This is a genomic window from Pseudomonas sp. B329, from assembly GCF_023127835.1.
Taxonomy (GTDB): Bacteria; Pseudomonadota; Gammaproteobacteria; order Pseudomonadales; family Pseudomonadaceae; genus Aquipseudomonas; species Aquipseudomonas synxantha_A.
Genome location: NZ_SPKP01000052.1, coordinates 326277 through 352497 on the forward strand (window position 1 = coordinate 326277; position 26221 = coordinate 352497).

Sequence of the window (26221 nt, forward strand, 5' to 3'; positions counted from 1 at the left end):
GAGCGATCGCTCAAAAAGCAAGCGCCGCTCATCTACCGGCGCCCGAAGGAATTGCCCATGTCGCGTATCGACCGTAAAGACCAGATCATCGCCGCCGCTCTTGAGCTGTTTCGCAGCAAGGGCTTTGCCGCGGTGTCCACCCGTGACTTGGCCGAACATGCCGGGCTGTCACGCAGTCACGTCTATCACTATTTCAGTGACTGGAATGAACTGCGTCGCGAAGCTTTTGTGCGCTTTGCCAATGAGCAATTGGATGAAGTGCGCGAGCCGTTGGCCGATGCGCCACCGCTGGAGGCGCTAATGGGGTTCTTGCGCGACTGCCTGCCCAGCACCGCTGACGCCGCTTGGGCGCTGTGGCTCGACGCCTGGGACGAAGCCATGCACGACCCGCAAATGGCCCAGGCTTACCTGGTGATCAACGCCCAGTGGCAAGGCATGCTTGCCGAAGTGATCGAGCGGGGCGTTGCCGATGGCGTCTTTCGCTGCGAGTCGTGTCAGCGCGCTGCACGGCAGATCTTCGCCCTGGCGATGGGCTATGCCGATGACCTGATGCTCAAGCCTTCCGCAGAGTCGGCAGAAGCGGTGCTGGAAGAGGTGCTGGAAGTGGCGAGGCTGCTGCTGGATTTTGCCTGACAAGTGCTAGCCATGAGCGGCTGGTCGGTACTGCAACGCCTCCGCCAAATGATGGCGGGCGATGCCTTCCACTTGCTCAAGGTCCGCCAGGGTGCGAGCCACCTTGAGCAACCGATGGGCTGCACGCAGCGATAATGTCAGTCGTTCGCACGCGCTTTCCAGCCAGCTTTCATCGGCTTTGGTCAACTGGCAGTGTTCGCGTAGCCGTGGCAGATCGAGGAATGCATTGGCACAACCCTGGCGCTGGTGCTGGCGTTCACGGGCTTGCGCCACCTGGGCGGACGCTTGCGCGGTGGTGTCACCGGCCTGTTGGGAGGGGCTCAGCGCAGTGACCTCCCGCGCGACTGTCAGGTGCAAATCAATCCGGTCCAGCAGCGGCCCGGATAGCTTGTTGCGATAGCGTTGTATCTGTTCCGGCGTGCACCGACAACGCCCGCTGGGTTCGCCCATGTAGCCGCACGGGCAGGGGTTCATGGCCGCGACCAATTGGAAGCGTGCCGGGAAACTCACCCGGTCCCTGGCTCGGGAGATCACGATATGCCCCGACTCCAATGGCTCGCGCAGCACCTCCAGTACCTTGCGATCAAATTCCGGCAGCTCATCCAGAAACAGCACGCCGTGATGGGCCAGGGTGATTTCCCCCGGCTGCGGCTTCGAGCCGCCACCCACCAGCGCCGGGCCGGATGCCGAGTGGTGCGGCTGGCGAAACGGGCGATTGGGCCAATGGCTCAGGGGGGCCAGGCTGACCACGGATTGGATCGCGGCCACTTCCAGCGCCTCCTGCTCGCTCAGCGGTGGCAGCAAGCCCGGCAGGCGGCTGGCCAACAGGGTTTTGCCGGTACCGGGTGGCCCGCTGAACAGCAGGTTATGTGCGCCGGCCGCCGCAATCAGCAAGGCGCGCTTGGCTGCCAGTTGGCCCTGCACTTCACTCAGGTCCGGGTAAGGCTTGTTCAAGTACAGCAAGCCGTCGGACCTGTAGGGCTCAATCGGCACATGCCCATTAAGGTGCGCCACCACTTGCAGCAGGTGGTCCACCGCAATCACTTTGAGCCCCGACGCCAGGCAGGCTTCCTCGGCATTGGCCCTGGGCACTATCACGGTGCGCCCGGCCTTGCGCGCCGCAAGCGCGGCCGGCAACACACCCTTCACCGCCCGTACCTCGCCCGATAACGCCAACTCACCAAGGCACTCCACGTCATCAAGCATCAAGGCCGGCACTTGCACACTGGCCGCCAGGATCCCCAGGGCAATCGCCAGATCAAAGCGCCCGCCGTCCTTGGGCAGGTCGGCGGGCGCGAGATTGAGGGTGATGCGCCGGGCCGGGTATTGCAGCGCCGAGTTGAGAATGGCGCTGCGAACGCGATCCTTGCTTTCCTTCACTGCAGTTTCCGGCAGGCCCACCAGCGTCAGCGATGGCAAGCCATTGGCCATATGCACTTCAACGGTGACGGCGGGGGCTTCAACGCCGACCTGGGCGCGGCTGTGCACGATAGCGAGGGACATGCTCGTTCCTTGAATGGGTGGGCCGCTTCCTGCGGGTTTTTCAAGGGTAGACGAGGTGGGACGGAGCGGGGCGAGGGAGATTTTACAGAACGTATCCGGGCGGCAATGCAAAACAAATGTGGGAGCTGGCTTGCCTGCGATAGCGGTATGTCAGCAAAGAATCATCCGCTGATGCACCGCCATCGCAGGCAAGACAGCTCCCACACTAACCGTGTTTATTCAGCAGAGGCTGGCGCCAACCGTGCTTCAAGTTCAGCCACCTTCGCCTCCAGGCTCTCCAACCGCGCACGCGTGCGGGCCAGCACCACCATCTGGCTGTCAAACTCTTCCCGGCTGACCAGGTCGAGCTTGCTGAAACCACTTTGCAGCAATGCCTTGAACTGGCTTTCGATTTCATTGCGGGGCAGCGGGGTGTCGCCGCTGAACAGGCGAGAGGCGTGGCCGCTCAGGGCGTCGAGGAGGTCTTTGGGCGCGAGCATGGGAAACATTCCGGAAAACAGTTGGCCAGCAGTGTATCACGCAGCGTCTATAGTCTTTTTCATGCCGCGTTGCGCACGGTTTTCGCGCATCAAAGCGGGCGGCTGCGCACCGTTTTGATGCGCATTGCGGCCACACGCACGCCCCGTGGGTGGGCACAAGTGAGCAAGGGACTGATTTCAGTGGTTTTTACGGAGCTGGCAAGGTTTCTGCTTAGACGATCATGACCCATGCACTGATGCAGTCGCTGTGACGAATGCAGTGCGCCGACGGATCAGGGGTACAGGTTTCGTCACCAGTGGATCGCTGGCGTCGCAACGGCAAATGCCGAGGCGACGATGCGTTACAAAGCCAGGCACTGCGCTTAGACTTGAGACGGGTTTGTTTTCCTGGGGCAAGTCCACCAATTCGGGAGAGAGTTTTCATGAAGCTAGTCACTGCCATCATCAAGCCGTTCAAGTTGGACGATGTACGCGAGTCACTGTCCGAGATCGGCGTGCAGGGCATTACCGTTACTGAGGTCAAGGGCTTCGGTCGGCAGAAGGGTCATACCGAGCTGTATCGTGGCGCGGAATACGTAGTCGATTTCCTGCCGAAGGTGAAGATTGATGTCGCCATTGACGACAAGGATCTTGACCGGGTTATCGAGGCGATAACCAAGGCGGCCAACACCGGCAAGATCGGTGACGGCAAGATCTTCGTGGTCAATCTGGAACAGGCTATTCGCATCCGTACCGGCGAAACCGATACCGACGCAATCTAAGCCGCCAAACCCCAACGCCCCAGGAGAAAACACTATGACTCTGCGTAAATTCGCAGGGCTCGGAGCCCTGCTGTCCATCGTAATGCCAAGCCTGGCCATGGCGGCAGACGAAGTGGCTGCTCCAGTCCTCAACTCCGGCGACACCGCCTGGATGCTGACCGCCACCGCTTTGGTGCTGTTCATGACCATCCCTGGCCTGGCGCTGTTCTACGGCGGCATGGTCCGCTCCAAGAATATTCTGTCAGTGATGATGCAGTGCTTTGCCATCACCGGCTTGATCAGCATCCTGTGGGTCGTCTACGGCTACAGCATCGCGTTTGATACCACCGGTATGGAACAGGGTGTGGTCAACTTCAACTCCTTCTTCGGCGGCCTGGGCAAGGCGTTCCTGGCGGGTGTCACCCCGGCCAGCATCACCGGGCCTGCGGCGCTGTTTCCGGAAGCCGTGTTCATCACCTTCCAGATGACCTTCGCCATCATCACCCCGGCGCTGATCGTCGGTGCCTTCGCAGAGCGCATGAAGTTCTCCGCGATGCTGATCTTCATGGCTATCTGGTTCACCCTGGTCTACGCGCCGATCGCGCACATGGTCTGGAGCGGCAACGGTGGCCTGATGTGGGACTGGGGCGTGCTGGACTTCGCCGGCGGCACCGTCGTGCACATCAACGCGGGTGTGGCGGGCCTGGTGGCGTGCATCGTGCTGGGCAAGCGTAAAGGCTTCCCGACTACACCAATGGCACCGCACAACCTGGGTTATACCTTGATCGGCGCGGCCATGCTGTGGATCGGCTGGTTTGGCTTCAACGCCGGCTCCGCTGCGGCGGCCAACGGCACGGCGGGCATGGCGATGCTGGTGACCCAGATTGCCACGGCTGCTGCGGCGCTGGGCTGGATGTTCGCCGAGTGGATCACTCACGGCAAGCCAAGTGCACTGGGCATTGCCTCAGGTGTGGTGGCCGGCCTGGTCGCCGTGACGCCAGCCGCTGGCACCGTGGGCCCGATGGGTGCTCTGGTGATCGGGCTGGTTGCCGGTGTGGTGTGCTTCTTCTGCGCCACCAGCCTCAAGCGCAAGCTGGGCTACGACGACTCCCTGGACGCCTTCGGTGTGCACGGTATCGGCGGTATCGTCGGTGCGATCCTCACCGGTGTGTTTGCAGCCCCGGCACTGGGCGGTTTCGGCACCGTGACCGATATCGCTGCCCAGGTCTGGATCCAGTGCAAAGGCGTAGGCTTCACTGTGATCTATACAGCCATCGTGACCTTCGTCATCCTCAAGGTGCTGGACATGGTCATGGGCCTGCGTGTCACTGAGGAAGAAGAGGCTGTGGGCCTCGACCTGGCGCAACACAACGAGCGCGGCTACAACTTGTAAGTACGCGAAAAAAACATGCCCGGCTTGCCGGGCATTTTTTTGTCTGGTGTTTGTCTTTGGCTAAAGGTGTATGGGTTTTTTATCAACTTTGTGATGGGATCCACACGGCACTTTTCAGAGTGCAAATGTCTTACAGGCATGAAGGCGTATTCGGCACTTTGTTTTTTCCCAGAGCGCGCTAGAATGCGCGCCGATGGGCGGAGAACTGTATGTGGCAACAGACCCTGATTACCCTGCGGGCCAAGCCCCGGGGCTTTCATCTGGTAACGGACGAGTTGCTTGCCGGCTTGCCTGAATTGAAGGCTTGCCGTGTGGGCCTGTTGCATTTGTGGCTGCAGCACACCTCGGCCTCGTTGACCGTCAACGAGAATGCCGACCCGGCGGTTCGCCGTGACTTCGAGCGTTTTTTCAACCTGCTGGTGCCACAGGGCCGCGCAGGGTTTGAACACAACGACGAAGGTCCGGATGATCTGCCGGCGCACTTCAAGGCCAGTCTGCTGGGTTGCCAGCTGAGTTTGCCGGTCAAGGCCGGCCGCTTGGCGATGGGGACCTGGCAAGGTGTTTATCTGGGCGAGCACCGTGATCATGGCGGTGCTCGTAAAGTCCTCGCCACCTTGCACGGTGAAGAGGCATAAGCCACTGGAAATCCGGTGGATGTTGATTTTTTTCCGGCGACCTCGACAGAGGGTGAAGCTGGGCTATAACTAATCTGCTTTTCGCAAGTCATGAGGTAGAACATGAGCGACGATGATCTGGAACAAGACGACCTCGAAGTAGGTGATGAAGACGACACCGAAGAAGGTCTTGAAGTAGCGGCGGAAGACGTTGCTGACGATGCCGAGGATGGCGGTGCCGATGACGCGGCTCCCAAAGCCAAAGGCAAAGCCAAGGCTGCTGTTTCGGTAGACGAGCTGCCAAGCGTTGAAGCCAAGAACAAAGAGCGCGATGCCCTGGCCCGTGCGATGGAAGAGTTCCTCGCTAAAGGCGGCAAAGTGGTCGAAGTCGAGGCTAACGTGGTTGCAGACCCACCGAAGAAGCCGGATAACAAGTACGGCAGCCGACCTATCTAAGGTCTGCCTCCTGCTTGTAAGAAAAAGCCCGCCGTCGCTGCGGGCTTTTTCATGCCTGATGATTTATCCGAGCCTTGTGGTGTTCTAAATGTGGGAGGGGGCTTGCTCCCGATTGCAGTGTGTCAGCCAGTACATTGGGTACCTGATACACCGCAATCGGGAGCAAGCCCCCTCCCACAGTTGGATCTCTAGTGTTACTGCCAGCTGAGGAGCAACTCCGGTAGTGCTGTCAGGCTACGAATCTCTGCATCCGGGCGCTTTGGCGCATCCCACACTTTGCCCGTCGGGTTAAACCACACCGCCCGCAACCCGGCCTGCTGTGCCCCGGCGATATCATCCCCAGGGTGATCGCCCACATGCACGGCCGCACTGGCGTCCACCCCGCCACGCTGCAACGCTTCGTCAAACAGCCGCGCGTCCGGCTTGGCGATGCCGATATCTTCAGCGCGCAAGGCAAAATGGAAGTACTCCGCCAGGCCAACGCGCTGCACATCGGCATTGCCATTGGTGATCACCCCCAGCAGGAAGTGCTGGCGCAGCGCCTTGAGCATCGGCTCGGCTTCCGGGAACACGGTGAGCTGGTGACGTGCATGGATGAACGCTTCGAAGCACACATCCGCCATTTGCGCCGCTTCAGGCTGGGGATAGCCGGCCTCTTCGAATGCCAGCATCAACACCCGATGGCGCAGGATGCTGATGCGGTGCTTGAGCTCGGGATGACGCTGCAATACTTGCTGGCGCAGGCTGGCGAAATGCTCCAGGGGTAGGTCCCCGACCTTGGAGGCGTTGAGCGCCAGCCATTCGCGCATCGACGCTTCGGCGCTGATGATGACGGGTACGTTGTCCCAGAGGGTGTCGTCCAGGTCGAAGGTGATCAGCTTGATACTCATGAGTCGCTGCCTTTGATGCGTTTGGCCCGGGGATGGGCGCTGTCGTACACCGTTGCCAGGTGCTGGAAGTCCAGGTGTGTATAGATCTGAGTGGTCTTGATATCGGCGTGGCCGAGCAGTTCCTGTACGGCGCGCAGATCCTGGGAGGACTCCAGCAGGTGGCTGGCGAAGGAATGGCGCAGCATGTGCGGGTGCAGATTCTGCCCCAGCTCCCGCTCGCCGGCGGCCTTGACCCGAAGCTGGATCGCTCGGGGCCCCAGGCGTCGGCCTTGCTGGCTGACGAACACCGCATCGTCCGCCGGGTTGGTCAAAAGGCGCAGTGGCAGCCATAGCTGCAAGGCTTCGCGGGCTTTTCTGCCCACCGGCAGTACGCGGGTCTTGCTGCCTTTGCCGAGCACTTGTATCAGACCATCGGCGAGGTCCAACTGATCGAGGTTCAGGCTTGTCAGCTCCGACAGGCGCAGGCCCGAAGAATAGAACAGCTCAAGGATTGCCTGGTCGCGATGGGCCAGGAAGTCATCCTCTACCGCACCATCGAGCAGCTGCAAGGCACGATCGGTATCCAGGGTCTTGGGCAGGCGCCGCTCGCCTTTGGGCGGGGACAGGCCATTGGCCGGGTCGTGATCGCACAAGCCTTCGCGATTGAGATAGTGATAGAGGCCGCGCACTGCCGACAGCAGGCGAGACAGGCTGCGCGAGGACTGGCCTTGCTGGTGCAACCGGGCGATCAGGCTGCGCAGGGCCTGGATATCCAGGGCTTTCCAGCTACTGACGTGCTGTTTCTCACAATAGGCCAGGACCTTGTTCAAGTCCCGCCGATAGGCTTCAAGGGTGTGGGGCGACACCTGGCGCTCATTGCGCAGGTGAGCGCAGTAGGCGTCCAGTTGCCGCTCCATGGTCAGCGCACCGCGCGCAGTGTGGTGGTGTGGCGCGGCAGGACGCGGCCCAGTACTTCGGCGATGTAGGTCAGGAACAGCGTGCCCACCGAACTTTTGTAGTGCGCAGGGTCACGGCTGGCGATGGCCAGCACGCCGTGCAAGCCTTGATGGCTGACGGCGATGACGGCGGTAGAACCGATCTGCTTGCGCTGCTCGGCGCCAAACAGGAAGTCCAGTTCATGTTCACGCAAGGTGCCGCTGACAGTCTTGCCTTCGGACAGCAAGCCGCCGATGGCTGTCTGTGCTTCACCACCTGTGACCCAGCGACCCACCGGCATCGGGTTGTCGCTGAACAGGATCAGGCTGACAAAGGGCACCTGGAAGTCCTCGCGCAGGCTGTCTTCCACGGCGATCACCGTTTCTTCCAGGCTGGCGGCGTCCATCAGGGTCAGGATCAGGCGGCGGGTCTTGTCGAACAAGCGGTCGTTGTCGCGGGCCACGTCCATCAGGTGGGAAAGCCGATGGCGCATTTCAATATTGCGCTCGCGCAGGATCTTCATCTGTCGTTCCACCAGCGACACGGTATCGCCGCGCTGGTGGGGAATGCGCAAGGCCGGCAGCAGTTCTTCATGCTCGACGAAGAAGTCCGGATTAGCCTCAAGGTACGCCGCGACAGCAGCGGCCTCCAGGCTTTCACTCGGGGTAGCGTGTGCGGGTACTTGAGGCTTATCGGTCATTGGCTTGGCTCACTCATAGACGGACCTGTCCTTCGTATACACGCGAGGCCGGCCCGGTCATCATCACCGGGTGGCCAGGGCCTGCCCATTCGATGGACAAGCGTCCACCGGGCAGGTCGATCAGCAGCGGCGAGTCCATCCACCCCTGGCTGATCGCGGCTACGGCAGCGGCACAAGCGCCGGTACCGCAAGCCTGGGTTTCGCCGGCGCCGCGTTCCCAAACGCGCAATTGCGCGCGGGTACGGTCGATCACCTGCAGGAAGCCCACATTGACCCGCGCTGGAAAGCGCGGGTGATGTTCGATCTTCGGCCCCAGTTCGTGCACCGGGGCGTTATTGATGTCGTTGACCCGCAGTACCGCATGGGGGTTGCCCATGGACACGGCGGCGATATCCACGGTTTTGCCATCCACGTCCAGCGGGTAACTGAGGGCCTGCTCGGTGGCCTGGAACGGAATATCCGCCGGCACCAGGCGTGGCGCGCCCATGTTGACGCTGATCTGGCCGTCACTGCGAATATCCAGTTCGATCACACCGCCCTTGGTTTCGACGCGAATCTGGCGCTTGGCCGTCAGGCGCTTGTCCAGCACAAAGCGTGCAAAGCAGCGCGCACCGTTGCCGCACTGTTCCACTTCGGAACCGTCGGAATTGAAGATCCGGTAGCGGAAGTCCACCTCCGGGTTGCTCGGCGCCTCCACCAGCAGCAACTGGTCGAAACCGATGCCGGTGTGACGATCGCCCCACTGTTTGGCGTGTTTGGGCAGGATGTGCGCGTGCTGGCTGACCAGGTCCAGAACCATGAAATCATTGCCCAGCCCGTGCATCTTGGTAAAACGCAGCAGCATGGCTTACTCCGGCAGCAGGCTTTCGCCAGCATACAACTGGGCTACCGTCTCGCGGCGACGCACTTCAAATGCTTGATCACCGTCCACCAGCACCTCGGCGGCACGGCCGCGAGTGTTGTAGTTGGAACTCATGACAAACCCATAGGCACCCGCCGAATGCACGGCCAGCAGATCACCTTCTTCCAGGGCCAGCTGACGATCCTTGGCCAGGAAGTCGCCGGTCTCGCAGATCGGGCCGACGATGTCATAGGTACGTGCTTCGCTTGCGCGAGGCGTCACGGCGGTGACATCCATCCAGGCCTGGTACAGCGCCGGGCGGATCAGGTCGTTCATCGCCGCATCGACGATGGCGAAGTCCTTGTGTTCGGTGTGCTTGAGGTACTCGACCTGGGTCAACAGCACGCCGGCGTTGGCGACGATATAGCGGCCCGGCTCGAACATCAGCGTCAGGTCGCGGCCTTCGATGCGTTCGCGCACGGCCTGGATATAGTCGCTAATCAACGGTGGCTCTTCGTCTCTATAACGTACGCCGACGCCGCCGCCCAGGTCGATGTGCTGCAGGTAGATGCCGCACTCGCCCAAACGATCGATCAAGGCCAGCAGACGGTCAAGGGCATCCAGAAAGGGTGGCAGTGTGGTCAGTTGCGAGCCGATATGGCAGTCGACACCCAGCACTTCCAGGTTCGGCAGTTGCGCGGCGCGGATGTACACCTCTTCGGCGTCGGCGATGGCGATGCCGAACTTGTTCTCTTTGAGACCGGTGGAAATGTACGGGTGGGTGCCGGCGTCGACATCCGGGTTGACGCGCAGGGAGATCGGCGCACGAACGCCCATCTCGGCGGCAACGACTTGCAGGCGCTCCAGCTCGTCGGTGGATTCGACGTTGAAGCAATGCACGCCGACTTCCAGGGCGCGGCGCATGTCTTCGCGGGTCTTGCCGACGCCGGAGAACACGATTTTCTCAGCCTGGCCGCCGGCGGCCAATACGCGTTCGAGCTCGCCACGGGAGACGATGTCGAAACCGGCGCCCATGCGTGCCAGGACATTCAGCACACCCAGGTTGGAGTTGGCCTTGACCGCGTAGCACACCAGATGCGGCACGCCATCGAGGGCGTCAGTGAACGAGCGGTATTGGGCTTCGATATGCGCACGGGAGTACACGTAGGTCGGGGTACCAAAGCGCTGGGCAATCGCGGACAGCGCCACGCCTTCCGCGAACAGCTCGCCGTCCCGGTAGTTAAAAGCGTCCATAAGTTTCCCTTAGTAGGTGTCGTGCTTATGCGCTTTTGACGGCTTTTGCGACGATTGCGCCTGTTCATTCGGATCTTTGCTGTCATCCGGCAGGTACAACGGGCCTTTCTGGCCACAGGCACTAACGAGGCAAGCGACCGCGACGAGCGCAGCAAGGGAAGAGATCAGGCGCTTCATGGCGAAATCCTTGAATATGCATTAATTGCGCCCGAGTATACCGACCACCCGGCAGCTTGCCTATGCGCCGCACTACCCGTCCGGCGGGGCTTTGCCGAGGAGCACAAGAAGCGGGCTACGCTACTTGATGATATTTCGTACTGCCATCTGTTATGAAATCGGTATCCTTTGCAATCGGCGAAGCGCGTCCGTATTGTGCCCCGCTTGAGCAAAACCAGACACTTTTGAGGTTGCCACAATGAGTTTGACCGAAGCCCGTTTTCACGACCTGGTGGATGCCACCCAGGAGAAGCTGGAAGATATTTTCGACGACAGCGACCTGGATGTGGATCTGGAAAACTCGGCTGGTGTGCTGACCGTCAAGTTCGAGAGCGGCCCGCAACTGATCTTCAGTCGCCAGGAGCCGCTGCGTCAGCTGTGGCTGGCTGCGCGCTCCGGTGGCGTTCACTTCGACTACGACGAAGAAAGCGGCAAATGGCAGTGCGACAAAAGTGAAGAGTTGCTGGGCGAAATGCTCGCGCGCCTCGTCGAGGAATATACCGGCGCCGAGCTGGATTTCGAAGAGATCTGACCGTGACCCAGCCTGTACCTGTACGCACGCCCAAGCCGCTGTTCAGCAATGTCAGCCCGGCGGTGCCGTCACCTTGTATCAGTTTGTGTCGCCTGGACGAGCAGAAAGTCTGCCTCGGCTGCTTCCGCCACGTGGAAGACATCCGTGAATGGCGCTCCGCCGACGATGCGCGGCGCCGGGTGATCTGCGCGCAAGCTGAGCAGCGCAAGGCCCAAGCCTGACAGCATCTTGTTTATTTGTGACGCTGTGGTAGTGTCCGGGTACACCTCAACTCATCGAGGTCCGTGAGAACCCCGCCTTTTTCTGGCGGGGTTTTGCTTTTTTGTGCAGAAAAAAGGAGTCTGCCTGAATCATGACCGCACCTTCCATCATTCTTACCCGTCTTGACGTGCAGCGTCTTGAGCAACTGATCGACCGCTTGGGCGACGAGTTTCCCGGCGTCGAAGCGTTGCAAGCCGAACTCGACCGCGCCGAAGACGTGGTCGGTCACGATGAAGTGACTGCGGGTGTCGTGACCATGAACTCCAGCGTGCATTGCCGTGAGCAAAGCAGTGGCAAGGACTATCACCTGACGCTGGTCTACCCCAAGGACGCGAACGCCGACGAAGGCAAGATCTCGATCCTGGCTCCGGTAGGCAGTGCTTTGCTGGGGCTGCAAGTGGGCCAGCATATCGACTGGCCTGCACCGGGTGGCAAGACGCTCAAGCTGGAATTGCTCAGTGTCGAAGGCCAGCCCAAGGATGGCGGGGCTTTCTCGCTCTAAATCTGGCCCAGTGCGGCATTGAGGGACTGTTCCAGTTCGGCTTTGTAGCGCAGGTACAAATTGCTCGGGCTTTGCACATCACCGAGCAGTCCTGACAAGTCCAGATCAGTGATGTAGCAACGGTAACGTTCGGTTTCCCGGCGTTGCCCGACGATCTCCCGGGCGACCACGGCAAACAGTTGGTCGCCAAATTCCAGTTCGCAAAATTCCCGCTGATTGCAGTAAAGGGTGATCCCCACCTGGCCAGGCGCGCCTTTGCCGATAATTGCCTGCACGTCATAAAACGGCTTGTTGGCAGGGGTTTGCGGCGCCGGTCGTGGCTCTACGCCGCGCGCGCGGCTGCTGCCCGATGGCAATAACTGATAGTACAAGGTGTGCACTTCACTCAGGGGCTGTCGGGCATCCAGGGACGACAGCGCTTGGCGGCGATAGAGGATCGATTGCAGGAAGCGTTGCAGCGGAGCCAGCAGACTTTGTTCATCATGAAACGGCAAGCGCTGCTGCCAAAGCGCGTTGAATTCGTCGAGTACGTACAGCTGGGCGAAGCCTTCATTGACTCGATAGAACACTTGCACGCAATCGGCCTGGCCCATAGGCAGGAGCAGCGCCAGGTCATGGTCTTCCAGGGCCATGACGTCAAGGTGCCAAGGGCTGTAGCTGGCCAGTTCCTCGCTGAGGTAGGCAATCAGCGCGTCCTGGGTTGGCAGTGACACATGATTGGCCTGGCCCGGTGTCAGTTCCATGACGTGATAATGCTGTTGCACCTGCAACAGGTAACGATGATTGCCTTGGCCAAGCAGCAGGTGTTGTGCGGTGTCGAACACCTCTTCTACACGCTGGGCAATGAACTGCGCACGGTTGTGACAGAAGCAGCGCACCCGCAGCCGTGGCAGATGCCCCGGCGGTAGTTGGTTGAGGTAGTCGCGCAGGCAGTCGAGCAGGGCGTGGGGCCCGTCGTAGCGGCTGACCATTACCTCGTTCCAGCTGTTGAGCATGACCTGGTCCAGGGTCAGCACCAGGTTTTCGCGTACACCGGCGTAGCTCAGGGAGTCGGTGCGCTCGGTGGTCATCAGGATATTCAGGTCGCGATGATGCTTGAGCGGGTCAACCCCGACGTTGATCAGCAACAGCACCTCTTCGGGCACTGCCGGGCGCAGCAAGCGGCTCTCATCGACACTGGCCAGGGGCAGGGCGATGGTCTGTTGCAGGCTGCCCAGCAGGTTGAACAACTCGAACTCGGTCATGTCGCTGACACCGGGGTGCAGCGCCAGGCGGGTACTGCTGTCGATCACGCCGTTGCGATGGCACCAGGTGAGCATTTCCAGCAGGTCCCGGCTGCGTTTGATCGGCGCGAAGTGCTCCCATTCCAAGGCTGTCAGGTTGCCGTTATACAAACCCCAATGGTGCTGGCCCGGCTCCTTGCGGTTGGGAGACTGCACCAGGGTCAGGGTGTCTTCGGCCAGGTCCGGGGCGATGCCTGGGTTAATGAACTCAACCTTGCCGGCCTTGCGTTCGAACGCCGCATAGAGGCGCCGGCCCAGTACATTGAGGTCGCGTTTGTTGATCAGGCTGGCAGTCTGTTCGCTGCGGGCGAACTGGGTGAGGAAACGGTAGCTGTAGTTCAGTTCATTGACCAGGGCGCGGCGCTCGGAAGCAACCTGACGCACTTTCCACTGGCTGCGACTGTCCAGCAGGGCCAGTTGGCGCTGGTCCCAACCCCATTCCTGGGCCAGGCGTTCCAGCAGCAGTCGCTGCCAAGTGGCGGTGCGCTGGCCGGCGCTGAGCTTGCGGTTGATCTTCAGGTACAGGCTGCGTCGTACCAGTTCCAGGCGATCCGGCTCGTTGCGGGCCTTGAGGTACTCCTCGATGCGGCGGTAGACCATGATGTAAGGGTCCAGCTCATCCAGATCGACCTGATTGGCGAACACCGCCCGTTTAAAACGCAGGCTCAGGCATTGCACGTGCGGATGTTCGCTGGCGTAGACCTCGGTCAGCAGCAGCTTGAGCACCGATTTGTACGGGGACTCGATGCCCTTGAACAATTGCCACAGCCCGGCACCTATGAACTCGCCCGGCGGGATATGGGCCAGGTGACCCAGGTCGAGGGTTTCATCGGCGCGGATAAACCGCTTGGAAATCAGGGCGTGGGTAAATTCGGCGTAGCGCTTTTCTTCGTAGACCGGCACCAGCCACCAGATCGGCGTGCGCCCGGCCAGCCAGATGGCTGTGCGGTAGAACTCGTCCAGCAGCAGGTAGTGCTGGGTAGTACCGCAATCGTCGGAGCTTAGTTGCGTATCGCGTTCACCCAGGACAAAGCGTGTAGGTTCGATCAGGAAAAAATGCGCCTCGGCGCCCATGCTCAAGGCCCAGGCTTCCAGCAGTTGGCACTTCTTGCGCAGCTCTGCCAGTTCGCTTTCGTCCAGGTCGGGAGCGTGGCACACCCACACGTCCATATCGCTTTGATCGGCCTGGGCCAGCGTGCCGAGGCTGCCCATCAGGAACAGGCCGTGGATGGGGCGGGGCGGGTTGCCATGGCGCGGTTTATAGGAGAACGAGCGGGTCAGGCGTTGGGCTTCGGCCAGGGCCTGGGCGTCAGGTTCGAAATTCGACAGCCCCGCCGGGGTGCTGCTGGAGACATAGCCCGGCAACAGTGGGTGATTGACGTGGAAAAACAGCGGCAACAAAGTCAGCACGCCTTGTTGGCGTGGTGTCAGCCCCTCGACAGCCCGGGCCATGCGGCCCTCATTGAGGGCCATGAAACGCGCGCGCAACTGGGTCAGCACCTTGCGGTCGATGCCTTCGTCCAGATCGGGGCGGATTTCGTGGGTGCGGGTCATGTCGAACTCGGTGGCTCGCTGGGCCCGACGTGGGCAGCCATGCAGGAGTCTACAGACAGTAGCGTAGGAGTTTTAGAGGGAAGTGGCTTTTTGGCGTCAGAATTTTTGCGCCACACAACAGCGCCCTCGGAGTCCGCAACGGGCGGACCCCATGGGCGGGATCAGGTGTCAGGCAGCTTCTTTGGTGCTGGCAGTGGTCAGAATGGTCAGCAGGGTTTGAGCCTGCTCTGCAGCATCCCGGCCAAGGCTCGTCAGGTAGCCCCCGTCCGGCTGATCGATCAGTCCTTTCGCATGGAGGCGCTTGGCAGCGGCGATGGCGGTAGGAGCGGCGGTCTGATGGACTTTCAAGCCCTCCTTGGTGCTGTCCAAGGGGAAGAGTACAAGGATTTCCAGTTCGGCAACCAACTCAGGGGTATACGACATAAGGACTCCAGACTTTCTAAAATTTATTAGAGGCTAGCAGGCCATAAGGTGAACGCACTTTGCCGAACTGTCCAGCGTGTTGCTGCGTACTGGGGTTATTCCTTTTCAGGCGGCAACTCCGGCAATGCTCGCAGCGCTGTTTCATACCATTGGGTATCGAATGCACGGTCTTCGTCCAGCATGGCATCAATCTCGAAGGCCAGCACGTGAGCCATCAGATTCAGGATGTCGTCGCGCTCGTAGCCCACCAGGGTCAGTTTGTTGAACGTTGCCTTGGCCGCTGGCGGGTTGTCGCTTTCGATCTGGTTTTCGATGGCTTCGATCAGCGTGGTTTCGGTGAATTCTTCTTCGTCATTGTCGATATCGGTCGGCTCGCTCATGGCAGGCTCCTCAAGGAAAGGGTGCCAGTCTACCGCCATTCAGGCAGGTGATGCTGCTGGTCAGGCCGGGCGCCTGGAACTATAACTCTTGCAGCCAACCCCACACCCTGCCTGGAGGCATCTGCAATGCTCAAGCTCTACGGATTTTCAGTCAGTAACTACTACAACATGGTCAAGCTTGCACTTCTGGAGAAAGGGCTGGCTTTCGAGGAGGTGCCTTTCTATGCAGGCCAGACCCCCGAAGCCTTGGCGGTGAGCCCGCGAGGCAAAGTGCCGGTGCTGGGCGTCAAGCAAGGGTTTATCAATGAAACCAGCGTGATTCTGGAGTACATCGAACACACTCAGGAAGGCCCTTCATTGCTGCCGGCCGACCCTTTTCAACGGGCTCAGGTGCTGGCGCTGTGCCGTGAAATCGAGCTCTACATCGAACTGCCTGCGCGAGCGTGTTTCGCCGAGGCTTTTTTCGGCATGACGGTGCCGGAGGCGATCAAGGAGAAATCCAGGGCCGAGCTGCTGCTTGGGATCGGTACGTTAGGTCGGCACGGGAAGTTCGCGCCTTATGTGGCTGGGGAGAACTTCACCATTGCGGATTTGTATTTCATGTACAGCCTGAACCTGGCGTGCGGCGTGGGCGAGAAGCTGTTCGGGCTGGACCTGCTGGCGCAGTTGCCGCAGGTGAAGGCCTTGTTGGGGCGCCTGAATGAAATGCCCAACGCGCAGAAGGTCGAGGCGGACAGGCAGGCGGCGATGCCTGCATTCATGGCGATGATTGCGGCCAAAAGGTGAGCAAGTGTGGGAGGGGGCTTGCTCCCGATGGTGGTGTATCAGGTAAGAAAATCTTAGCTGACCCACCGCCATCGGGAGCAAGCCCCCTCCCACAGTTTTAGCGGCTGGCGAGCAATTCTTTGCCGCGCACGACCGCTGCCTTGACCTGGGCCGGCGCAGTGCCGCCCACATGGTTGCGGGCATTTACCGAGCCTTCCAGGGTCAGCACGGCAAACACATCCTGTTCGATCTGGTCGCTGAACTGGCGCAGTTCTTCCAGGCTCATTTCCGCCAGGTCCTTGCCGGTGTCCACCCCGTATTTCACCGCGTGGCCGACGATTTCGTGGCAGTCACGGAACGGCAGGCCACGGCGCACCAGGTAGTCCGCCAGGTCGGTTGCCGTGGAGAAACCACGCAGGGCTGCTTCACGCATGATCGCGTGTTTGGGCTTGATCGCGGGGATCATGTCGGCAAAGGCGCGCAGCGAATCACGCAGGGTGTCCGCGGCGTCGAACAGCGGTTCCTTGTCTTCCTGGTTGTCCTTGTTGTAGGCCAGTGGTTGGCCTTTCATCAGGGTCAACAGGCCCATCAGCGCGCCGAATACACGGCCGCTCTTGCCGCGCACCAACTCAGGCACGTCAGGGTTTTTCTTTTGCGGCATGATCGAGCTGCCGGTGCAGAAGCGGTCCGGCAGGTCGATGAACTGGAATTGGGCGCTGGTCCATAGCACCAGCTCTTCGGAGAAGCGCGACAGGTGCATCATCGCGATGCTGGCAGCGGCGCAGAATTCGATGGCGAAGTCCCGGTCCGAAACGCCGTCCAGGGAGTTGCCGCCCACGGCGTCAAAGCCCAGCAGTTGTGCGGTGTACTCGCGGTCGATCGGGTAGGTGGTGCCAGCCAGCGCAGCGCTGCCCAACGGCATACGGTTGGCGCGCTTGCGGCAATCGACCAGGCGCTCGTAATCGCGACTGAGCATTTCGAACCAGGCCAGCAGATGGTGGCCGAAGGTCACTGGCTGTGCGGTCTGCAAGTGAGTGAAGCCGGGCATGATGGTGTCCGATTCACGCTCGGCCTGCTCCAGCAGACCTTTTTGCAGGCGGGTGATTTCGGCCAGGATCAGGTCGATTTCATCGCGCAGCCACAGGCGAATATCGGTGGCTACCTGATCGTTACGGCTGCGGCCGGTGTGCAGTTTCTTGCCGGTCACGCCGATGCGATCGGTCAGGCGTGCCTCGATGTTCATGTGCACGTCTTCCAGATCGACGCGCCAGTCGAACGTGCCTGCCTCGATTTCACCGCGGATGGTGGTCAGGCCGTCGATGATGCTGTCACGCTCGGCGTCGGTCAGCACGCCGACCTTGGCCAGCATCGTGGCATGGGCGATGGAGCCCATGATGTCGTGGCGGTACAGGCGCTGGTCGAAGGTGACGGAGGCGGTGAAGCGCGCGACGAAGGCGTCGACGGGTTCACTGAAGCGGCCGCCCCAGGACTGGTTGGTCTTGTCGGTGCTCATGGATTCGCTCGTGATCTGCTTGAAAGAGGCATGAAGGTGTACCGGCGATAATAACAGGGTTGCCCGTGAAGGCGGTGCCGCGGGTGATCGGCAATTTTATTTGTGTCGTAGATGGCTAAGTGCCTTGCCGCCGAACGCATCCGGGACGAGACTGGAGATACGTACTTATTGAAACGATATTTGACGATTGAGCAATATCGTCTCAGTGAGCGTCTACAGTTGGACTGCTAGTGTGTGAATGCACCAAAGCCTGGTGATGCGGTCATAACCAGACTATCCATTAAACAGGGGGGTATTCGGATTGTGTATCAGTGAACCCTACGACGATGCCCGAAGGCAGCAGGTCTTGGGCGCTATTGAACAGGTCCGGGTAAATTTGGGTGCCGCTCTCAGGGCACTTTTTGCCGCTCGCGCTAGTCTTAGCGTGGATCGCTGTGACGCAAGTCACCGCACCTGTCTACGCTATCCTTGTGCGAGACTCACGCAGGAATCCAGCGCAATATGAATGTCCTGATCGTTGATGACGAACCCCAAGCCCGCGAGCGACTGAGCCGTCTTGTCAGTGAACTCGAGGGTTATACAGTCCTTGAACCGAGTGCCACCAGCGGTGAGGAGGCGTTGACGCTGATCGACAGCCTCAAGCCGGATGTGGTGCTGCTCGATATCCGTATGCCGGGCTTTGATGGCCTGCAAGTCGCTGCCCGCCTGAGCGAGCGCGAATCGCCACCTGCCGTGGTGTTGTGCGCGGCCCAGGAAGAGTTCTCTGCACAGACGCTGGAAGACAGCGGTGTCAGTTTTCTCGTCAAGCCGGTCACCGCCGAGGCCTTGCTCAAAGCCTTGAAAAAAGCCGAGCGTCCCAGCCGTGCCCAACTTGCCGCACTGACCCAGCCTGCGGCCCAAAGTGGTAACGGGCCACGCAGCCACATCAGTGCGCGCACCCGCAAAGGCATCGAGCTGATCCCGCTCAACCAGGTGGTCTACTTTATTGCCGATCACAAGTACGTGACCCTGCGCCATGAAACCGGCGAAGTGCTGCTGGATGAGCCGCTCAAGGCTCTTGAGGATGAATTCGGCGACCGTTTTGTGCGTATCCATCGCAACGCGCTGGTAGCCCGCGAACGTATCGAGCGCTTGCAGCGCACACCCCTGGGGCACTTTCAGCTCTTCCTGAAGGGGCTCAATGGCGATGCGTTGATCGTCAGCCGACGCCATGTCGCCGGCGTGCGCAAGATGATGCAGCAGCTTTAGCCCAAGGGCTGGGGCGCGGTCTGCCTTCCTTATCCCGGTGCGATGTGGCCAGGGAGGCCCCGCACTTGCTGATTCAAATCAAAGCGTATTTGCCTGAGCTGTTATTATCCGCCGTATCTATTCAGTACGGATTGATCCATGTCCTCTCGCGAAATCCGCATCGCCACCCGTAAAAGCGCCTTGGCCTTGTGGCAGGCCGAATACGTCAAAGCACGCCTTGAGCAGGCTCATCCGGGCCTCAAGGTATCCCTGGTGCCCATGGTCAGTCGCGGCGACAAGCTGCTGGACTCACCCCTGTCGAAAATCGGCGGCAAGGGTCTTTTCGTCAAGGAGCTGGAAACTGCGCTGCTGGAAAACGAAGCCGACATCGCTGTGCATTCGATGAAAGACGTGCCCATGGACTTCCCTGAAGGCCTGGGCCTTTTTTGCATCTGCGAGCGCGAAGATCCGCGTGATGCCTTTGTTTCCAATACCTACGCGTCCCTGGATGACTTGCCGCTGGGCAGCATCGTCGGCACCTCCAGCCTGCGTCGCCAGGCTCAGTTATTGACACGTCGGCCCGACTTGCAGATTCGCTTTTTGCGCGGCAACGTCAATACGCGCCTGGCCAAGCTGGATGCCGGCGAATATGACGCGATCATTCTTGCCGCCGCCGGCTTGATCCGCTTGGGCTTCGAAGATCGCATCACATCGGCCATCAGCGTCGAAGACAGCCTGCCCGCCGGCGGGCAGGGCGCAGTCGGCATCGAATGTCGGACCGTCGACAGCGAAATCCACGCACTGCTCAAGCCCCTCGATCACGCCGATACCGACGTTCGTGTGACCGCCGAGCGCGCCCTGAACAAACACCTCAATGGCGGCTGCCAAGTCCCCATCGCCTGCTATGCCGTACTCGAAGGTGAGAGCCTGTGGCTGCGTGGCCTGGTGGGGGATCCGGATGGCGGTACCCTGCTGACCGCCCAGGTGCGTGGGCCGCAACGAGATGCCACGGCCTTGGGGATTCAGGTTGCCGAGGAGTTGCTGGACAAAGGCGCCGGTGCCATTTTGCAAAAAGTCTATGGCGAGGCCGGTCCGCAGTGACCGACTGGCGAGTGCTGCTGACGCGGCCTGCCGAGGAGTCGACAGCCCTGGCGGCTTTATTGTCCCAGGCCGGTATATACAGCAGCCGTCTGCCGTTGCTGGAGACGCAAGCGTTAGCGGTCACGGCTGAGCAACAAGCGGTGTTTGACGCGTTGCAGCGTTATTGCGCGGTCATTGTTGTGAGCAAGCCGGCCGCGCGCCTGGCGCTGCAACGGTTGGGGAATGCCGTGCCGCCAATGCCGTGGTTCAGCGTCGGTGCGGCGACGGCGCAGATCCTCGCCGGTCATGGCCTCGACGTTCATTATCCCGCCACTGGCGATGACAGCGAGGCCTTGCTTCAATTGCCTGCATTGCGCGAGGCTATTGCACGGCCGGGCGCCAAGGTGCTGATCCTGCGTGGCCAGGGCGGCCGCGAGTTGCTGGCAGAGCGTTTGCGCGAGCAAGGTGCTAGTGTCGACTATCTGGAATTGTATCGGCGTTTTCTCCCAGTCTACGAGACGGGTGCGCTGATGCAACGCATCCGGTTTGAACGCTTGAACGGCCTGGTGGTCAGCAGTGGGCAGGGTTTTTTACACCTGCAGGCCCTGGCGGGCACCGATTGGCCACAGGTGGCACAGCTGCCGTTGTTCGTGCCCAGCCCGCGCGTCTATGAGATGGCGCGGGCTGCTGGCGCAAAAAAAGTTGTGGATTGTCGCGGCGCGAGTGCCGCGGCTTTGTTAGTGGCGTTGGGGAGCTATCCCGTTCCCACTCTCTGATACGCAAAGGACGGATACGTGAGCGAAACAGCCTTGCCTAAAGATGAAGCTCAGCCCGCGCTTGATGCGCCGGTCGAGACACCGGTCACCGCGCCGCGCCGTGGCAATGGCCTGGCGGTCGTCGCCTTGCTGCTAGGGGCTGCTGGCGTAGCTGCTGGCGGCTGGGGGATCTGGCAGGTCCGCGCCCTTCAAGCCAGCAGCCAACATCAATTGAGCCAAGTGCAGACCCTGGATGACCAATCCCAGAGCCTCAAGCAAAGCCAGCAACAGTTGGCCGCCCGTCTGGCGCAATTGCCGGGTGCGGACGAGCTGGAAGAGCGCCGCCGCCTGGTTGCCCAGTTGCAGGGCGATCAGCAACGCCTGAGCCAGCGCCTCGAAACGGTGTTGGGCGCCAGCCGCAAGGATTGGCGCCTGGCCGAGGCGGAGCATCTGATCCGTCTGGCCAGTTTGCGTTTGTCTGCCTTGCAAGACATCAACAGTGCGCAGTCGCTGGTCCAGGGCGCCGACGAGATTCTTCGCGAGCAGAGCGACCCAGGGGCTTTCACCGCCCGTGAGCAACTGGCCAAGAGCCTTGCCGCATTGCGCAGCACTGAGCAACCAGACCGCACCGGCCTGTACCTGCAACTGGCGGCCTTGCGTGACCAGGTCGTGCAACTGGCGGCGATTGCCCCGGAGTATCAGCTTACGGAACCTGCTTCCCAAGGGCGCCCCACCAGCGATACGCAGAACCAGTTGAGCCAGTGGTGGGAACAGATTTCCCGCTATTTCCGCATCGACTTCAACCCGGATGACAATATCCGGCCATTGTTGGCAGGCCAGGGTTTGAACCAAGTGCGCCTGGCCTTGAGCCTGGCGCTGGAGCAGGCGCAGTGGGCCGCGCTCAACGGCGAGTCGGCGGTATACAGCCGCTCGCTGGGCGAAGCGCGCAGCGTATTGCAAGACAACTTCAATCAGGACAACCCGCAGAGCAAGGCGATGCTGGCGCGTATCGCTGAACTTGAGCCCAAGGCCGTGTCGGTGGTGACGCCGGACCTGGCTGCGAGCCTGGCCGCCGTGCAGGCTTACCTTGAACGTCGTCATCTGTCTGCCGACGAAGCCAAGGCCGCGGCCGGCAAACCGGCGACCCAGGAGTAGAGCTGATGAAGCGTTTCTATGTGATCCTGGTGCTGGCGATTGCAGTCGCCCTCGCACTGGCCGTGGGTATTTCGAAACACACCGGCTACGTGCTGATTACCTATCCGCATTTGCTGCATTACGAGTCAAGCCTGTGGGCTACCCTGGTGGCGGTGTTTGCCATCGGCCTGGCGATCTACCTGGTCCGTGTGTTGCTGAGCCTGATCACCACCTCCGGTGGCGTGGTCAATCCATGGTCGCGACGCAACCGCAGCCGCCGTGTGCAGATCGCGATCGAGCAAGGCCAGATGGACCTTGCCGAGGGCCGCTGGGCCAGTGCTGAGCGCCACTTGCACCGTGCTGCCGAAGCAGAGCGTCAGCCGCTGCTCTATTACATCGGTGCTGCCCGTGCGGCCAATGAGCAGGGCCGCTATGAGGAGTCCGACGGCTTGCTGGAGCGCGCCCTGGAGCGCCAGCCCCAGGCGGAATTGGCCGTAGCCCTGAGCCATGCGCAACTGCAGATGGACCGCGGCGATACTGAAGGCGCCCTGGTTACGCTTCAGGCGATGCACGAGCGTCACCCGCATAACGCGCAGGTACTCAGGCAGCTACAGCGCCTGCATCAGCAGCGTGGCGATTGGTCGTCGGTGATTCGCCTGCTGCCTGAGCTGCGCAAGGACAAAGTCTTGCCCGCTAGTGAGCTGGCCGAGCTGGAACGTCGTGCCTGGGGCGAAAACCTGAGCCTGGCTGCCCAGCGTGAGGAGCAGGGCGAGGCGGGCTTGCAGTCTCTGGAGCGTGCCTGGGAGCAACTGACTTCGGCCCAGCGCCAGCAGCCACAATTGGTGCTGGCTTATGCCGACCAGCTGCGTCGGCTAGGCGCGGATGCGAAGGCCGAGGAAGTGCTGCGTGGTGCCCTCAAGCGCGACTATGACAGCCATCTGATTCGGCTGTATGGCCTGTTGCGTGGCAGTGACCCGGCGCGCCAGTTGAAGTTTGCCGAAGGCTGGCTCAAGGACCATCCGGGCGATGCCAGCTTGCTGCTGACGCTTGGCCGTCTGTGCCTGCAAAACAGCCTGTGGGGCAAGGCGCGGGACTATCTGGAAAGCAGCCTGCAAGTACAGCGCAACCCCGAAGCCTGTGCCGAATTGGCCCGCCTGCTGGCCCAACTGGGCGACACCGAGCGCAGCAACCAGCTGTTTCAGGAAGGTCTGGGGTTGCTCGACAATCGTCTGTTGTCCTCGCCTCTGCCAGTACCCGCGCGTATTTGAAGTAGGAAAGGGTGAATGGATTGGCTCGGATCTATCCGACACCCGATCCTTAAAACCCCAATAAACACTCGGTATAACTGACGTGATGACTAATTCCTACTTGTTGTAACTGGATTTCCGCCATGCCTTGGCGGAATGTCCTTGCTTCTTCGCGGAATTGTCTGCTCCATGGCGTATTGAAAGGGGTCGGGCCTTTCCTCTACCGTAGCGACCTATCTCTTGCAGTGCGGATAAACAATGTCTTTGGCCCCTTTACGCTCCTTGTTTTTGCTGGCGTTCATGGCGGGTGCGCTGACGTTGGGCGCGTCCTTCTATCTGGAATACGGCGCGTTGCTACAGCCTTGCTTTTTGTGCCAGGTACAACGCCTGTTTCTGGCCACTTTTGCGCTGATCAACCTGATGGCCGCCCTTCATAATCCCGGGCGCTCCGGCCTTTGCCTGTATGGGCTGGCGAGCACCGTGTGTGCATTATTGGGTGCCATCACTGCCGGGCGCCAAGTGCTATTGCAGAATATTCCGTCAGGTGCGGGCCGGGATTGCTGGCCCAGCCTGCACTACATGATCGAAAACCTGTCGTTCTGGCAGGCGGCGCGGTCAGTGTTCAACGGGACTGTCGATTGCGTTGAAATCAACTGGACGCTATTTGACCTGAGCCTGCCGGAGTGGAGCCTGTTGTTCTTTGTGGCGATGTTGATCCTGGGTGTCATGCAATGCTCGCGGCTGTTGTTCAGTAAGCATTTGCGCATCACAACGTCATGAAAACGGGGCGCGCGTTGTAGGAGGGGATTAAACACTTGTATGAACATTCTCTCCTGCGTACCTTGAAGCCATAGTCCTGCGGGCATAATCTGGCCCGCACGCGTATCCAAACCATTTGTCAGACGCGGCTTTGTTCGACTGCTGCTTAATCCTTCAAGTGTTGCGCAGGTACAGAGCAGCAGCGCCCCTATAGGGAAGAGAGATCATCATGCTGGAAAGTTGTCAGAATGCTCAGGAACGTTGGGGTGGGGTGCACAAGCTGATCGACAGCTGGCTGAAGGCACGCCACGAACTGGTTCGGGCCTTTGATGCTCTCGGTGCCAAGCCCGAAGCATTGGGTGAGAATCGCGAGCCATTGCAGGATTTCTGTGGGGTACTGGTTGACTACGTATCGGCAGGCCATTTCGGCGTCTACGAGCAACTGACCAAAGAGGCGCAAGCCTTCGACGACCAGCGTGGCCTCGACCTGGCAGAGACTATTTACCCGCGCATCGATGTGATCACGGAAAAACTGCTGGCGTTCACCGACCTGTGTGACGCAGGGAAATGCGTAGCGGAAAAATTCAAAGAACTGGGCGCGCTGCTGCATGAACGTTTCGAGCTGGAAGACTGCTTGATCGAAGTACTGCACAACGCCCATAAGGAAGAGGCTGCCACCCAAGTCTGAAGCTTGGTAGGGAGATAAAAAACGGTGCGCATGTCGCACCGTTTTTTATGGGTCAGTGGCGAGTGCCGAGCAGTTCTATCTCGAACACCAGCGGTGTATAGGGCGGGATCAACTCACCTGCGCCGTCTGCGCCATAGGCCTGGGCTGAAGGAATCACCAGACGCCATTTCGCACCCACCGGCATCTGTTGCAATGCACTGTTCCAACCGCTGATCACGCTGTTCAGGCGAAACCATTGTGGTTGCGTACTTTTGTCGAAGACAGTTCCGTCAGGCAGTCGGCCCACGTATTTCACCTGCACTTCATCGCTGGCTAACGGCTTGTTGCCAGTGCCCGGTGCCAGCTCTGTGAGCAGAATCCCATTTGCCAATTCACGAACACCACTGGCGGCTTTTTCCCGAGTTAGAAATTGCTGTTCGGCGGCGAGTGCTTTTTCACTTTGAGGTAGCTGGGCGTTGGCGGCGTTTTGCGCTTCGTGCTCGGTGAGAATCTGTTCGATGCGCGCGTTGTCGAGCGCCAGCGGCTTGCCTTGATAGGCTTGCTTGAGGCCGTCGAGCAGGGCCTGGATCTGCAGGTCGGGGACTTCCTGGCGCAACCGTTCGCCGAGGCTTGCGCCCAAGCTATAGGCTAGATCATGCGCCTCTGTGGCAGTGTTTTTTGACGGCGATTGCTCGCTCGCATCGGCCACGAAGATCGCCAAGCCAAGCACTAGAAAAAGATAACGCGACATGGACATTCTCCCGGCGAAAGTGCGACGGATTATGCCAGTGTGAGTACGTAAAAACTGGTGAGCATTTGCGTTATATCGATAAGAATTTTCGTACCGTGCAACGCAAGCCCAACGATACTGTCAACATGCGCTAGCGGCGGTAAGAGCAGAGGGCTAGTATGAGCCGCACCCACGTCAGCCAGGAGGTAAACCATGTCGGCCAAACAGAAGCCTGTAAATACCCCGTTGCACTTGCTCCAACAACTTTCGGGCAGCTTGCTCGAACATCTGGAAAGCGCGTGCTCCCAAGCCTTGGCTGATGCAGAAAAACTGCTCGCCAAACTGGAAAAACAACGCGGTAAAGCGCAAGAAAAGCTGCACAAGTCCCGTACCAAACTGCAAGACGCCGCTACTGCCGGCAAGTCCAAGGCGCAAGCCAAAGCCAAGGGCGCAGTCAAAGAACTTGAGGACCTGCTGGATGCCCTCAAGGATCGTCAAGCTGAAACCCGCAGCTACATTTCCCAACTCAAAAAAGACGCTCAAGAAAGCCTGAAGCTGGCCCAAGGCGTTGGTCGTGTGAAGGAAGCCGTAGCTAAAGCGCTGGGGGCTCGTACACCCGCAAAAGTTGCAGCCAAGCCCGCTGCCAAAACCACTGCTGCCAAGCCAGTTGCTAAAACTGCAGCTGCCAAACCAGCAGCCAAGCCAGCTGCTAGAACCGCTGCCGCCAAACCAGCAGCCAAGCCAGCCGCTAAAACTGCAGCTGCCAAACCAGCAG

30 protein-coding genes are annotated in these 26221 nt (G+C 60.3%); 17 read left to right on the forward strand and 13 right to left on the reverse strand.

What is annotated here, in order from left to right; all coding sequences use genetic code 11:
- The first annotated feature begins 57 nt into the window (after window positions 1-57).
- Entirely contained in the window at window positions 58-633 is a 576-nt protein-coding gene (locus E4P00_RS23460; RefSeq protein ID WP_032878749.1) for a TetR family transcriptional regulator C-terminal domain-containing protein, read from the forward strand.
- Window positions 634-639: 6 nt separating this feature from the next.
- On the opposite strand, the gene E4P00_RS23465 is transcribed toward E4P00_RS23460, so the two are convergent.
- Window positions 640-2136: a YifB family Mg chelatase-like AAA ATPase gene (locus tag E4P00_RS23465; RefSeq protein ID WP_005792457.1), complete on the reverse strand. Its 1497-nt coding sequence runs from the start codon at window positions 2134-2136 to the stop codon at window positions 640-642.
- A 215-nt stretch (window positions 2137-2351) separates the two neighbouring features.
- The gene (locus E4P00_RS23470) at window positions 2352-2615 is read right to left on the reverse strand and encodes an accessory factor UbiK family protein (protein WP_122675333.1); all 264 of its coding nucleotides are present in this window, start codon (window positions 2613-2615) and stop codon (window positions 2352-2354) included.
- A gap of 422 nt (window positions 2616-3037) precedes the next feature.
- On the opposite strand from E4P00_RS23470, the gene glnK reads away from it, so the two are divergent.
- The 4 genes from glnK (at window position 3038) to sutA (ending at window position 5818) form a co-directional block, all read left to right on the forward strand.
- Window positions 3038-3376 carry a P-II family nitrogen regulator gene (glnK, locus tag E4P00_RS23475; protein ID WP_002555808.1) on the forward strand — a complete coding sequence of 113 codons (339 nt, stop codon included), beginning with the start codon at window positions 3038-3040 and terminating at the stop codon, window positions 3374-3376.
- A 34-nt stretch (window positions 3377-3410) separates the two neighbouring features.
- The gene (locus E4P00_RS23480) at window positions 3411-4748 is read left to right on the forward strand and encodes an ammonium transporter (RefSeq protein ID WP_032878752.1); all 1338 of its coding nucleotides are present in this window, start codon (window positions 3411-3413) and stop codon (window positions 4746-4748) included.
- 209 nt (window positions 4749-4957) lie between these two features.
- Window positions 4958-5383 carry a secondary thiamine-phosphate synthase enzyme YjbQ gene (locus E4P00_RS23485; protein ID WP_005792453.1) on the forward strand — a complete coding sequence of 142 codons (426 nt, stop codon included), beginning with the start codon at window positions 4958-4960 and terminating at the stop codon, window positions 5381-5383.
- Window positions 5384-5485: 102 nt separating this feature from the next.
- The gene (gene sutA, locus E4P00_RS23490; RefSeq protein WP_032878753.1) at window positions 5486-5818 is read left to right on the forward strand and encodes a transcriptional regulator SutA; all 333 of its coding nucleotides are present in this window, start codon (window positions 5486-5488) and stop codon (window positions 5816-5818) included.
- A 194-nt stretch (window positions 5819-6012) separates the two neighbouring features.
- Here the strand turns inward: sutA and E4P00_RS23495 are convergent, their stop codons facing one another.
- From E4P00_RS23495 to E4P00_RS23520, 6 genes are read right to left on the reverse strand one after another with little or no spacing between them, the layout of a single operon-like run.
- Complete coding sequence (locus E4P00_RS23495; protein WP_078822622.1) at window positions 6013-6708, reverse strand: HAD-IA family hydrolase; 696 nt, start codon at window positions 6706-6708, stop codon at window positions 6013-6015.
- Window positions 6705-7604, reverse strand: coding sequence for a tyrosine recombinase XerC (gene xerC, locus E4P00_RS23500; RefSeq protein ID WP_032878757.1), 900 nt, complete (start codon window positions 7602-7604; stop codon window positions 6705-6707). The genes E4P00_RS23495 and xerC overlap by 4 nt, the downstream gene beginning before the upstream one ends.
- Window positions 7605-7606: 2 nt before the next feature.
- On the reverse strand, window positions 7607-8323 hold the full coding sequence (locus E4P00_RS23505; RefSeq protein ID WP_005792447.1) for a DUF484 family protein: 717 nt from the start codon (window positions 8321-8323) through the stop codon (window positions 7607-7609).
- A 13-nt stretch (window positions 8324-8336) separates the two neighbouring features.
- Window positions 8337-9167: a diaminopimelate epimerase gene (dapF, locus tag E4P00_RS23510; protein WP_078822621.1), complete on the reverse strand. Its 831-nt coding sequence runs from the start codon at window positions 9165-9167 to the stop codon at window positions 8337-8339.
- Between the two features lie 3 nt (window positions 9168-9170).
- Window positions 9171-10418 carry a diaminopimelate decarboxylase gene (gene lysA, locus E4P00_RS23515; protein WP_248127662.1) on the reverse strand — a complete coding sequence of 416 codons (1248 nt, stop codon included), beginning with the start codon at window positions 10416-10418 and terminating at the stop codon, window positions 9171-9173.
- A 9-nt stretch (window positions 10419-10427) separates the two neighbouring features.
- Complete coding sequence (locus E4P00_RS23520) at window positions 10428-10595, reverse strand: lipoprotein (RefSeq protein WP_003195417.1); 168 nt, start codon at window positions 10593-10595, stop codon at window positions 10428-10430.
- 238 nt (window positions 10596-10833) lie between these two features.
- On the opposite strand from E4P00_RS23520, the gene cyaY reads away from it, so the two are divergent.
- The 3 genes from cyaY (at window position 10834) to rnk (ending at window position 11929) form a co-directional block, all read left to right on the forward strand.
- Window positions 10834-11166, forward strand: coding sequence for an iron donor protein CyaY (gene cyaY / locus E4P00_RS23525; RefSeq protein ID WP_032878767.1), 333 nt, complete (start codon window positions 10834-10836; stop codon window positions 11164-11166).
- Window positions 11167-11168: 2 nt separating this feature from the next.
- Window positions 11169-11387 (forward strand): DUF1289 domain-containing protein, encoded by a 219-nt coding sequence (locus E4P00_RS23530; RefSeq protein ID WP_248133151.1) that lies wholly within the window; start codon window positions 11169-11171, stop codon window positions 11385-11387.
- Window positions 11388-11518: 131 nt separating this feature from the next.
- Window positions 11519-11929 (forward strand): nucleoside diphosphate kinase regulator, encoded by a 411-nt coding sequence (gene rnk, locus E4P00_RS23535; protein WP_005792442.1) that lies wholly within the window; start codon window positions 11519-11521, stop codon window positions 11927-11929.
- Here rnk and E4P00_RS23540 read toward each other — a convergent pair.
- From E4P00_RS23540 to E4P00_RS23550, 3 genes are all read right to left on the reverse strand, one after another.
- Window positions 11926-14766: a class I adenylate cyclase gene (locus E4P00_RS23540; protein WP_248133152.1), complete on the reverse strand. Its 2841-nt coding sequence runs from the start codon at window positions 14764-14766 to the stop codon at window positions 11926-11928. The genes rnk and E4P00_RS23540 overlap by 4 nt on opposite strands.
- A 168-nt stretch (window positions 14767-14934) precedes the next feature.
- Window positions 14935-15189 (reverse strand): TIGR02647 family protein, encoded by a 255-nt coding sequence (locus E4P00_RS23545; protein WP_003195403.1) that lies wholly within the window; start codon window positions 15187-15189, stop codon window positions 14935-14937.
- 95 nt (window positions 15190-15284) lie between these two features.
- Complete coding sequence (locus E4P00_RS23550; protein WP_032878776.1) at window positions 15285-15569, reverse strand: hypothetical protein; 285 nt, start codon at window positions 15567-15569, stop codon at window positions 15285-15287.
- Between the two features lie 126 nt (window positions 15570-15695).
- Between E4P00_RS23550 and E4P00_RS23555 the strand changes: the two genes are divergently transcribed.
- Entirely contained in the window at window positions 15696-16355 is a 660-nt protein-coding gene (locus E4P00_RS23555) for a glutathione S-transferase (protein WP_032878779.1), read from the forward strand.
- Between the two features lie 97 nt (window positions 16356-16452).
- Here E4P00_RS23555 and argH read toward each other — a convergent pair whose 3' ends face one another.
- Entirely contained in the window at window positions 16453-17847 is a 1395-nt protein-coding gene (gene argH, locus E4P00_RS23560; protein ID WP_005792438.1) for an argininosuccinate lyase, read from the reverse strand.
- Between the two features lie 501 nt (window positions 17848-18348).
- Between argH and E4P00_RS23565 the strand changes: the two genes are divergently transcribed.
- The 7 genes from E4P00_RS23565 (at window position 18349) to E4P00_RS23595 (ending at window position 24737) form a co-directional block, all read left to right on the forward strand.
- Window positions 18349-19095: a LytTR family DNA-binding domain-containing protein gene (locus E4P00_RS23565; protein ID WP_078822617.1), complete on the forward strand. Its 747-nt coding sequence runs from the start codon at window positions 18349-18351 to the stop codon at window positions 19093-19095.
- A gap of 138 nt (window positions 19096-19233) precedes the next feature.
- Window positions 19234-20175, forward strand: coding sequence for a hydroxymethylbilane synthase (hemC, locus tag E4P00_RS23570; protein WP_248133153.1), 942 nt, complete (start codon window positions 19234-19236; stop codon window positions 20173-20175).
- Window positions 20172-20930, forward strand: coding sequence for a uroporphyrinogen-III synthase (locus tag E4P00_RS23575; RefSeq protein WP_248133154.1), 759 nt, complete (start codon window positions 20172-20174; stop codon window positions 20928-20930). Before hemC ends, E4P00_RS23575 begins: the two co-directional genes overlap by 4 nt.
- A gap of 18 nt (window positions 20931-20948) precedes the next feature.
- Window positions 20949-22064, forward strand: a complete 1116-nt coding sequence (locus E4P00_RS23580) for a uroporphyrinogen-III C-methyltransferase (RefSeq protein WP_032878787.1) — start codon at window positions 20949-20951, stop codon at window positions 22062-22064.
- A gap of 5 nt (window positions 22065-22069) precedes the next feature.
- Window positions 22070-23311, forward strand: a complete 1242-nt coding sequence (locus E4P00_RS23585; protein ID WP_005792433.1) for a heme biosynthesis protein HemY — start codon at window positions 22070-22072, stop codon at window positions 23309-23311.
- A 237-nt stretch (window positions 23312-23548) separates the two neighbouring features.
- Window positions 23549-24070, forward strand: a complete 522-nt coding sequence (locus E4P00_RS23590; RefSeq protein WP_248133155.1) for a disulfide bond formation protein B — start codon at window positions 23549-23551, stop codon at window positions 24068-24070.
- Between the two features lie 208 nt (window positions 24071-24278).
- Window positions 24279-24737 carry an Rsd/AlgQ family anti-sigma factor gene (locus E4P00_RS23595; protein ID WP_078822615.1) on the forward strand — a complete coding sequence of 153 codons (459 nt, stop codon included), beginning with the start codon at window positions 24279-24281 and terminating at the stop codon, window positions 24735-24737.
- A gap of 52 nt (window positions 24738-24789) precedes the next feature.
- On the opposite strand, the gene E4P00_RS23600 is transcribed toward E4P00_RS23595, so the two are convergent.
- The gene (locus tag E4P00_RS23600; RefSeq protein WP_248133156.1) at window positions 24790-25467 is read right to left on the reverse strand and encodes an FKBP-type peptidyl-prolyl cis-trans isomerase; all 678 of its coding nucleotides are present in this window, start codon (window positions 25465-25467) and stop codon (window positions 24790-24792) included.
- A gap of 192 nt (window positions 25468-25659) precedes the next feature.
- Between E4P00_RS23600 and E4P00_RS23605 the strand changes: the two genes are divergently transcribed.
- On the forward strand, window positions 25660-26221 hold a 562-nt coding region (locus E4P00_RS23605; protein WP_248133157.1), incomplete at its 3' end, for an AlgP family protein.

What these genes read in the sequence shown, in the direction of transcription:
- E4P00_RS23590 (WP_248133155.1), top strand. Translation starts at nt 23,549, where the DNA reads ATGTCTTTGGCCCCTTTACGCTCCTTGTTTTTGCTGGCGTTCATGGCG.
- E4P00_RS23585 (WP_005792433.1), top strand. Translation starts at nt 22,070, where the DNA reads ATGAAGCGTTTCTATGTGATCCTGGTGCTGGCGATTGCAGTCGCCCTC.
- E4P00_RS23600 (WP_248133156.1), bottom strand. Translation starts at nt 25,467, where the DNA reads ATGTCGCGTTATCTTTTTCTAGTGCTTGGCTTGGCGATCTTCGTGGCC.
- E4P00_RS23545 (WP_003195403.1), bottom strand. Translation starts at nt 15,189, where the DNA reads ATGTCGTATACCCCTGAGTTGGTTGCCGAACTGGAAATCCTTGTACTC.
- E4P00_RS23470 (WP_122675333.1), bottom strand. Translation starts at nt 2,615, where the DNA reads ATGCTCGCGCCCAAAGACCTCCTCGACGCCCTGAGCGGCCACGCCTCT.
- E4P00_RS23555 (WP_032878779.1), top strand. Translation starts at nt 15,696, where the DNA reads ATGCTCAAGCTCTACGGATTTTCAGTCAGTAACTACTACAACATGGTC.
- hemC (WP_248133153.1), top strand. Translation starts at nt 19,234, where the DNA reads ATGTCCTCTCGCGAAATCCGCATCGCCACCCGTAAAAGCGCCTTGGCC.
- E4P00_RS23480 (WP_032878752.1), top strand. Translation starts at nt 3,411, where the DNA reads ATGACTCTGCGTAAATTCGCAGGGCTCGGAGCCCTGCTGTCCATCGTA.
- sutA (WP_032878753.1), top strand. Translation starts at nt 5,486, where the DNA reads ATGAGCGACGATGATCTGGAACAAGACGACCTCGAAGTAGGTGATGAA.
- E4P00_RS23505 (WP_005792447.1), bottom strand. Translation starts at nt 8,323, where the DNA reads ATGACCGATAAGCCTCAAGTACCCGCACACGCTACCCCGAGTGAAAGC.
- xerC (WP_032878757.1), bottom strand. Translation starts at nt 7,604, where the DNA reads ATGGAGCGGCAACTGGACGCCTACTGCGCTCACCTGCGCAATGAGCGC.
- E4P00_RS23495 (WP_078822622.1), bottom strand. Translation starts at nt 6,708, where the DNA reads ATGAGTATCAAGCTGATCACCTTCGACCTGGACGACACCCTCTGGGAC.
- E4P00_RS23550 (WP_032878776.1), bottom strand. Translation starts at nt 15,569, where the DNA reads ATGAGCGAGCCGACCGATATCGACAATGACGAAGAAGAATTCACCGAA.
- lysA (WP_248127662.1), bottom strand. Translation starts at nt 10,418, where the DNA reads ATGGACGCTTTTAACTACCGGGACGGCGAGCTGTTCGCGGAAGGCGTG.
- dapF (WP_078822621.1), bottom strand. Translation starts at nt 9,167, where the DNA reads ATGCTGCTGCGTTTTACCAAGATGCACGGGCTGGGCAATGATTTCATG.
- E4P00_RS23465 (WP_005792457.1), bottom strand. Translation starts at nt 2,136, where the DNA reads ATGTCCCTCGCTATCGTGCACAGCCGCGCCCAGGTCGGCGTTGAAGCC.
- rnk (WP_005792442.1), top strand. Translation starts at nt 11,519, where the DNA reads ATGACCGCACCTTCCATCATTCTTACCCGTCTTGACGTGCAGCGTCTT.
- E4P00_RS23540 (WP_248133152.1), bottom strand. Translation starts at nt 14,766, where the DNA reads ATGACCCGCACCCACGAAATCCGCCCCGATCTGGACGAAGGCATCGAC.
- E4P00_RS23565 (WP_078822617.1), top strand. Translation starts at nt 18,349, where the DNA reads ATGAATGTCCTGATCGTTGATGACGAACCCCAAGCCCGCGAGCGACTG.
- E4P00_RS23520 (WP_003195417.1), bottom strand. Translation starts at nt 10,595, where the DNA reads ATGAAGCGCCTGATCTCTTCCCTTGCTGCGCTCGTCGCGGTCGCTTGC.
- E4P00_RS23595 (WP_078822615.1), top strand. Translation starts at nt 24,279, where the DNA reads ATGCTGGAAAGTTGTCAGAATGCTCAGGAACGTTGGGGTGGGGTGCAC.
- glnK (WP_002555808.1), top strand. Translation starts at nt 3,038, where the DNA reads ATGAAGCTAGTCACTGCCATCATCAAGCCGTTCAAGTTGGACGATGTA.
- E4P00_RS23460 (WP_032878749.1), top strand. Translation starts at nt 58, where the DNA reads ATGTCGCGTATCGACCGTAAAGACCAGATCATCGCCGCCGCTCTTGAG.
- E4P00_RS23485 (WP_005792453.1), top strand. Translation starts at nt 4,958, where the DNA reads ATGTGGCAACAGACCCTGATTACCCTGCGGGCCAAGCCCCGGGGCTTT.
- argH (WP_005792438.1), bottom strand. Translation starts at nt 17,847, where the DNA reads ATGAGCACCGACAAGACCAACCAGTCCTGGGGCGGCCGCTTCAGTGAA.
- cyaY (WP_032878767.1), top strand. Translation starts at nt 10,834, where the DNA reads ATGAGTTTGACCGAAGCCCGTTTTCACGACCTGGTGGATGCCACCCAG.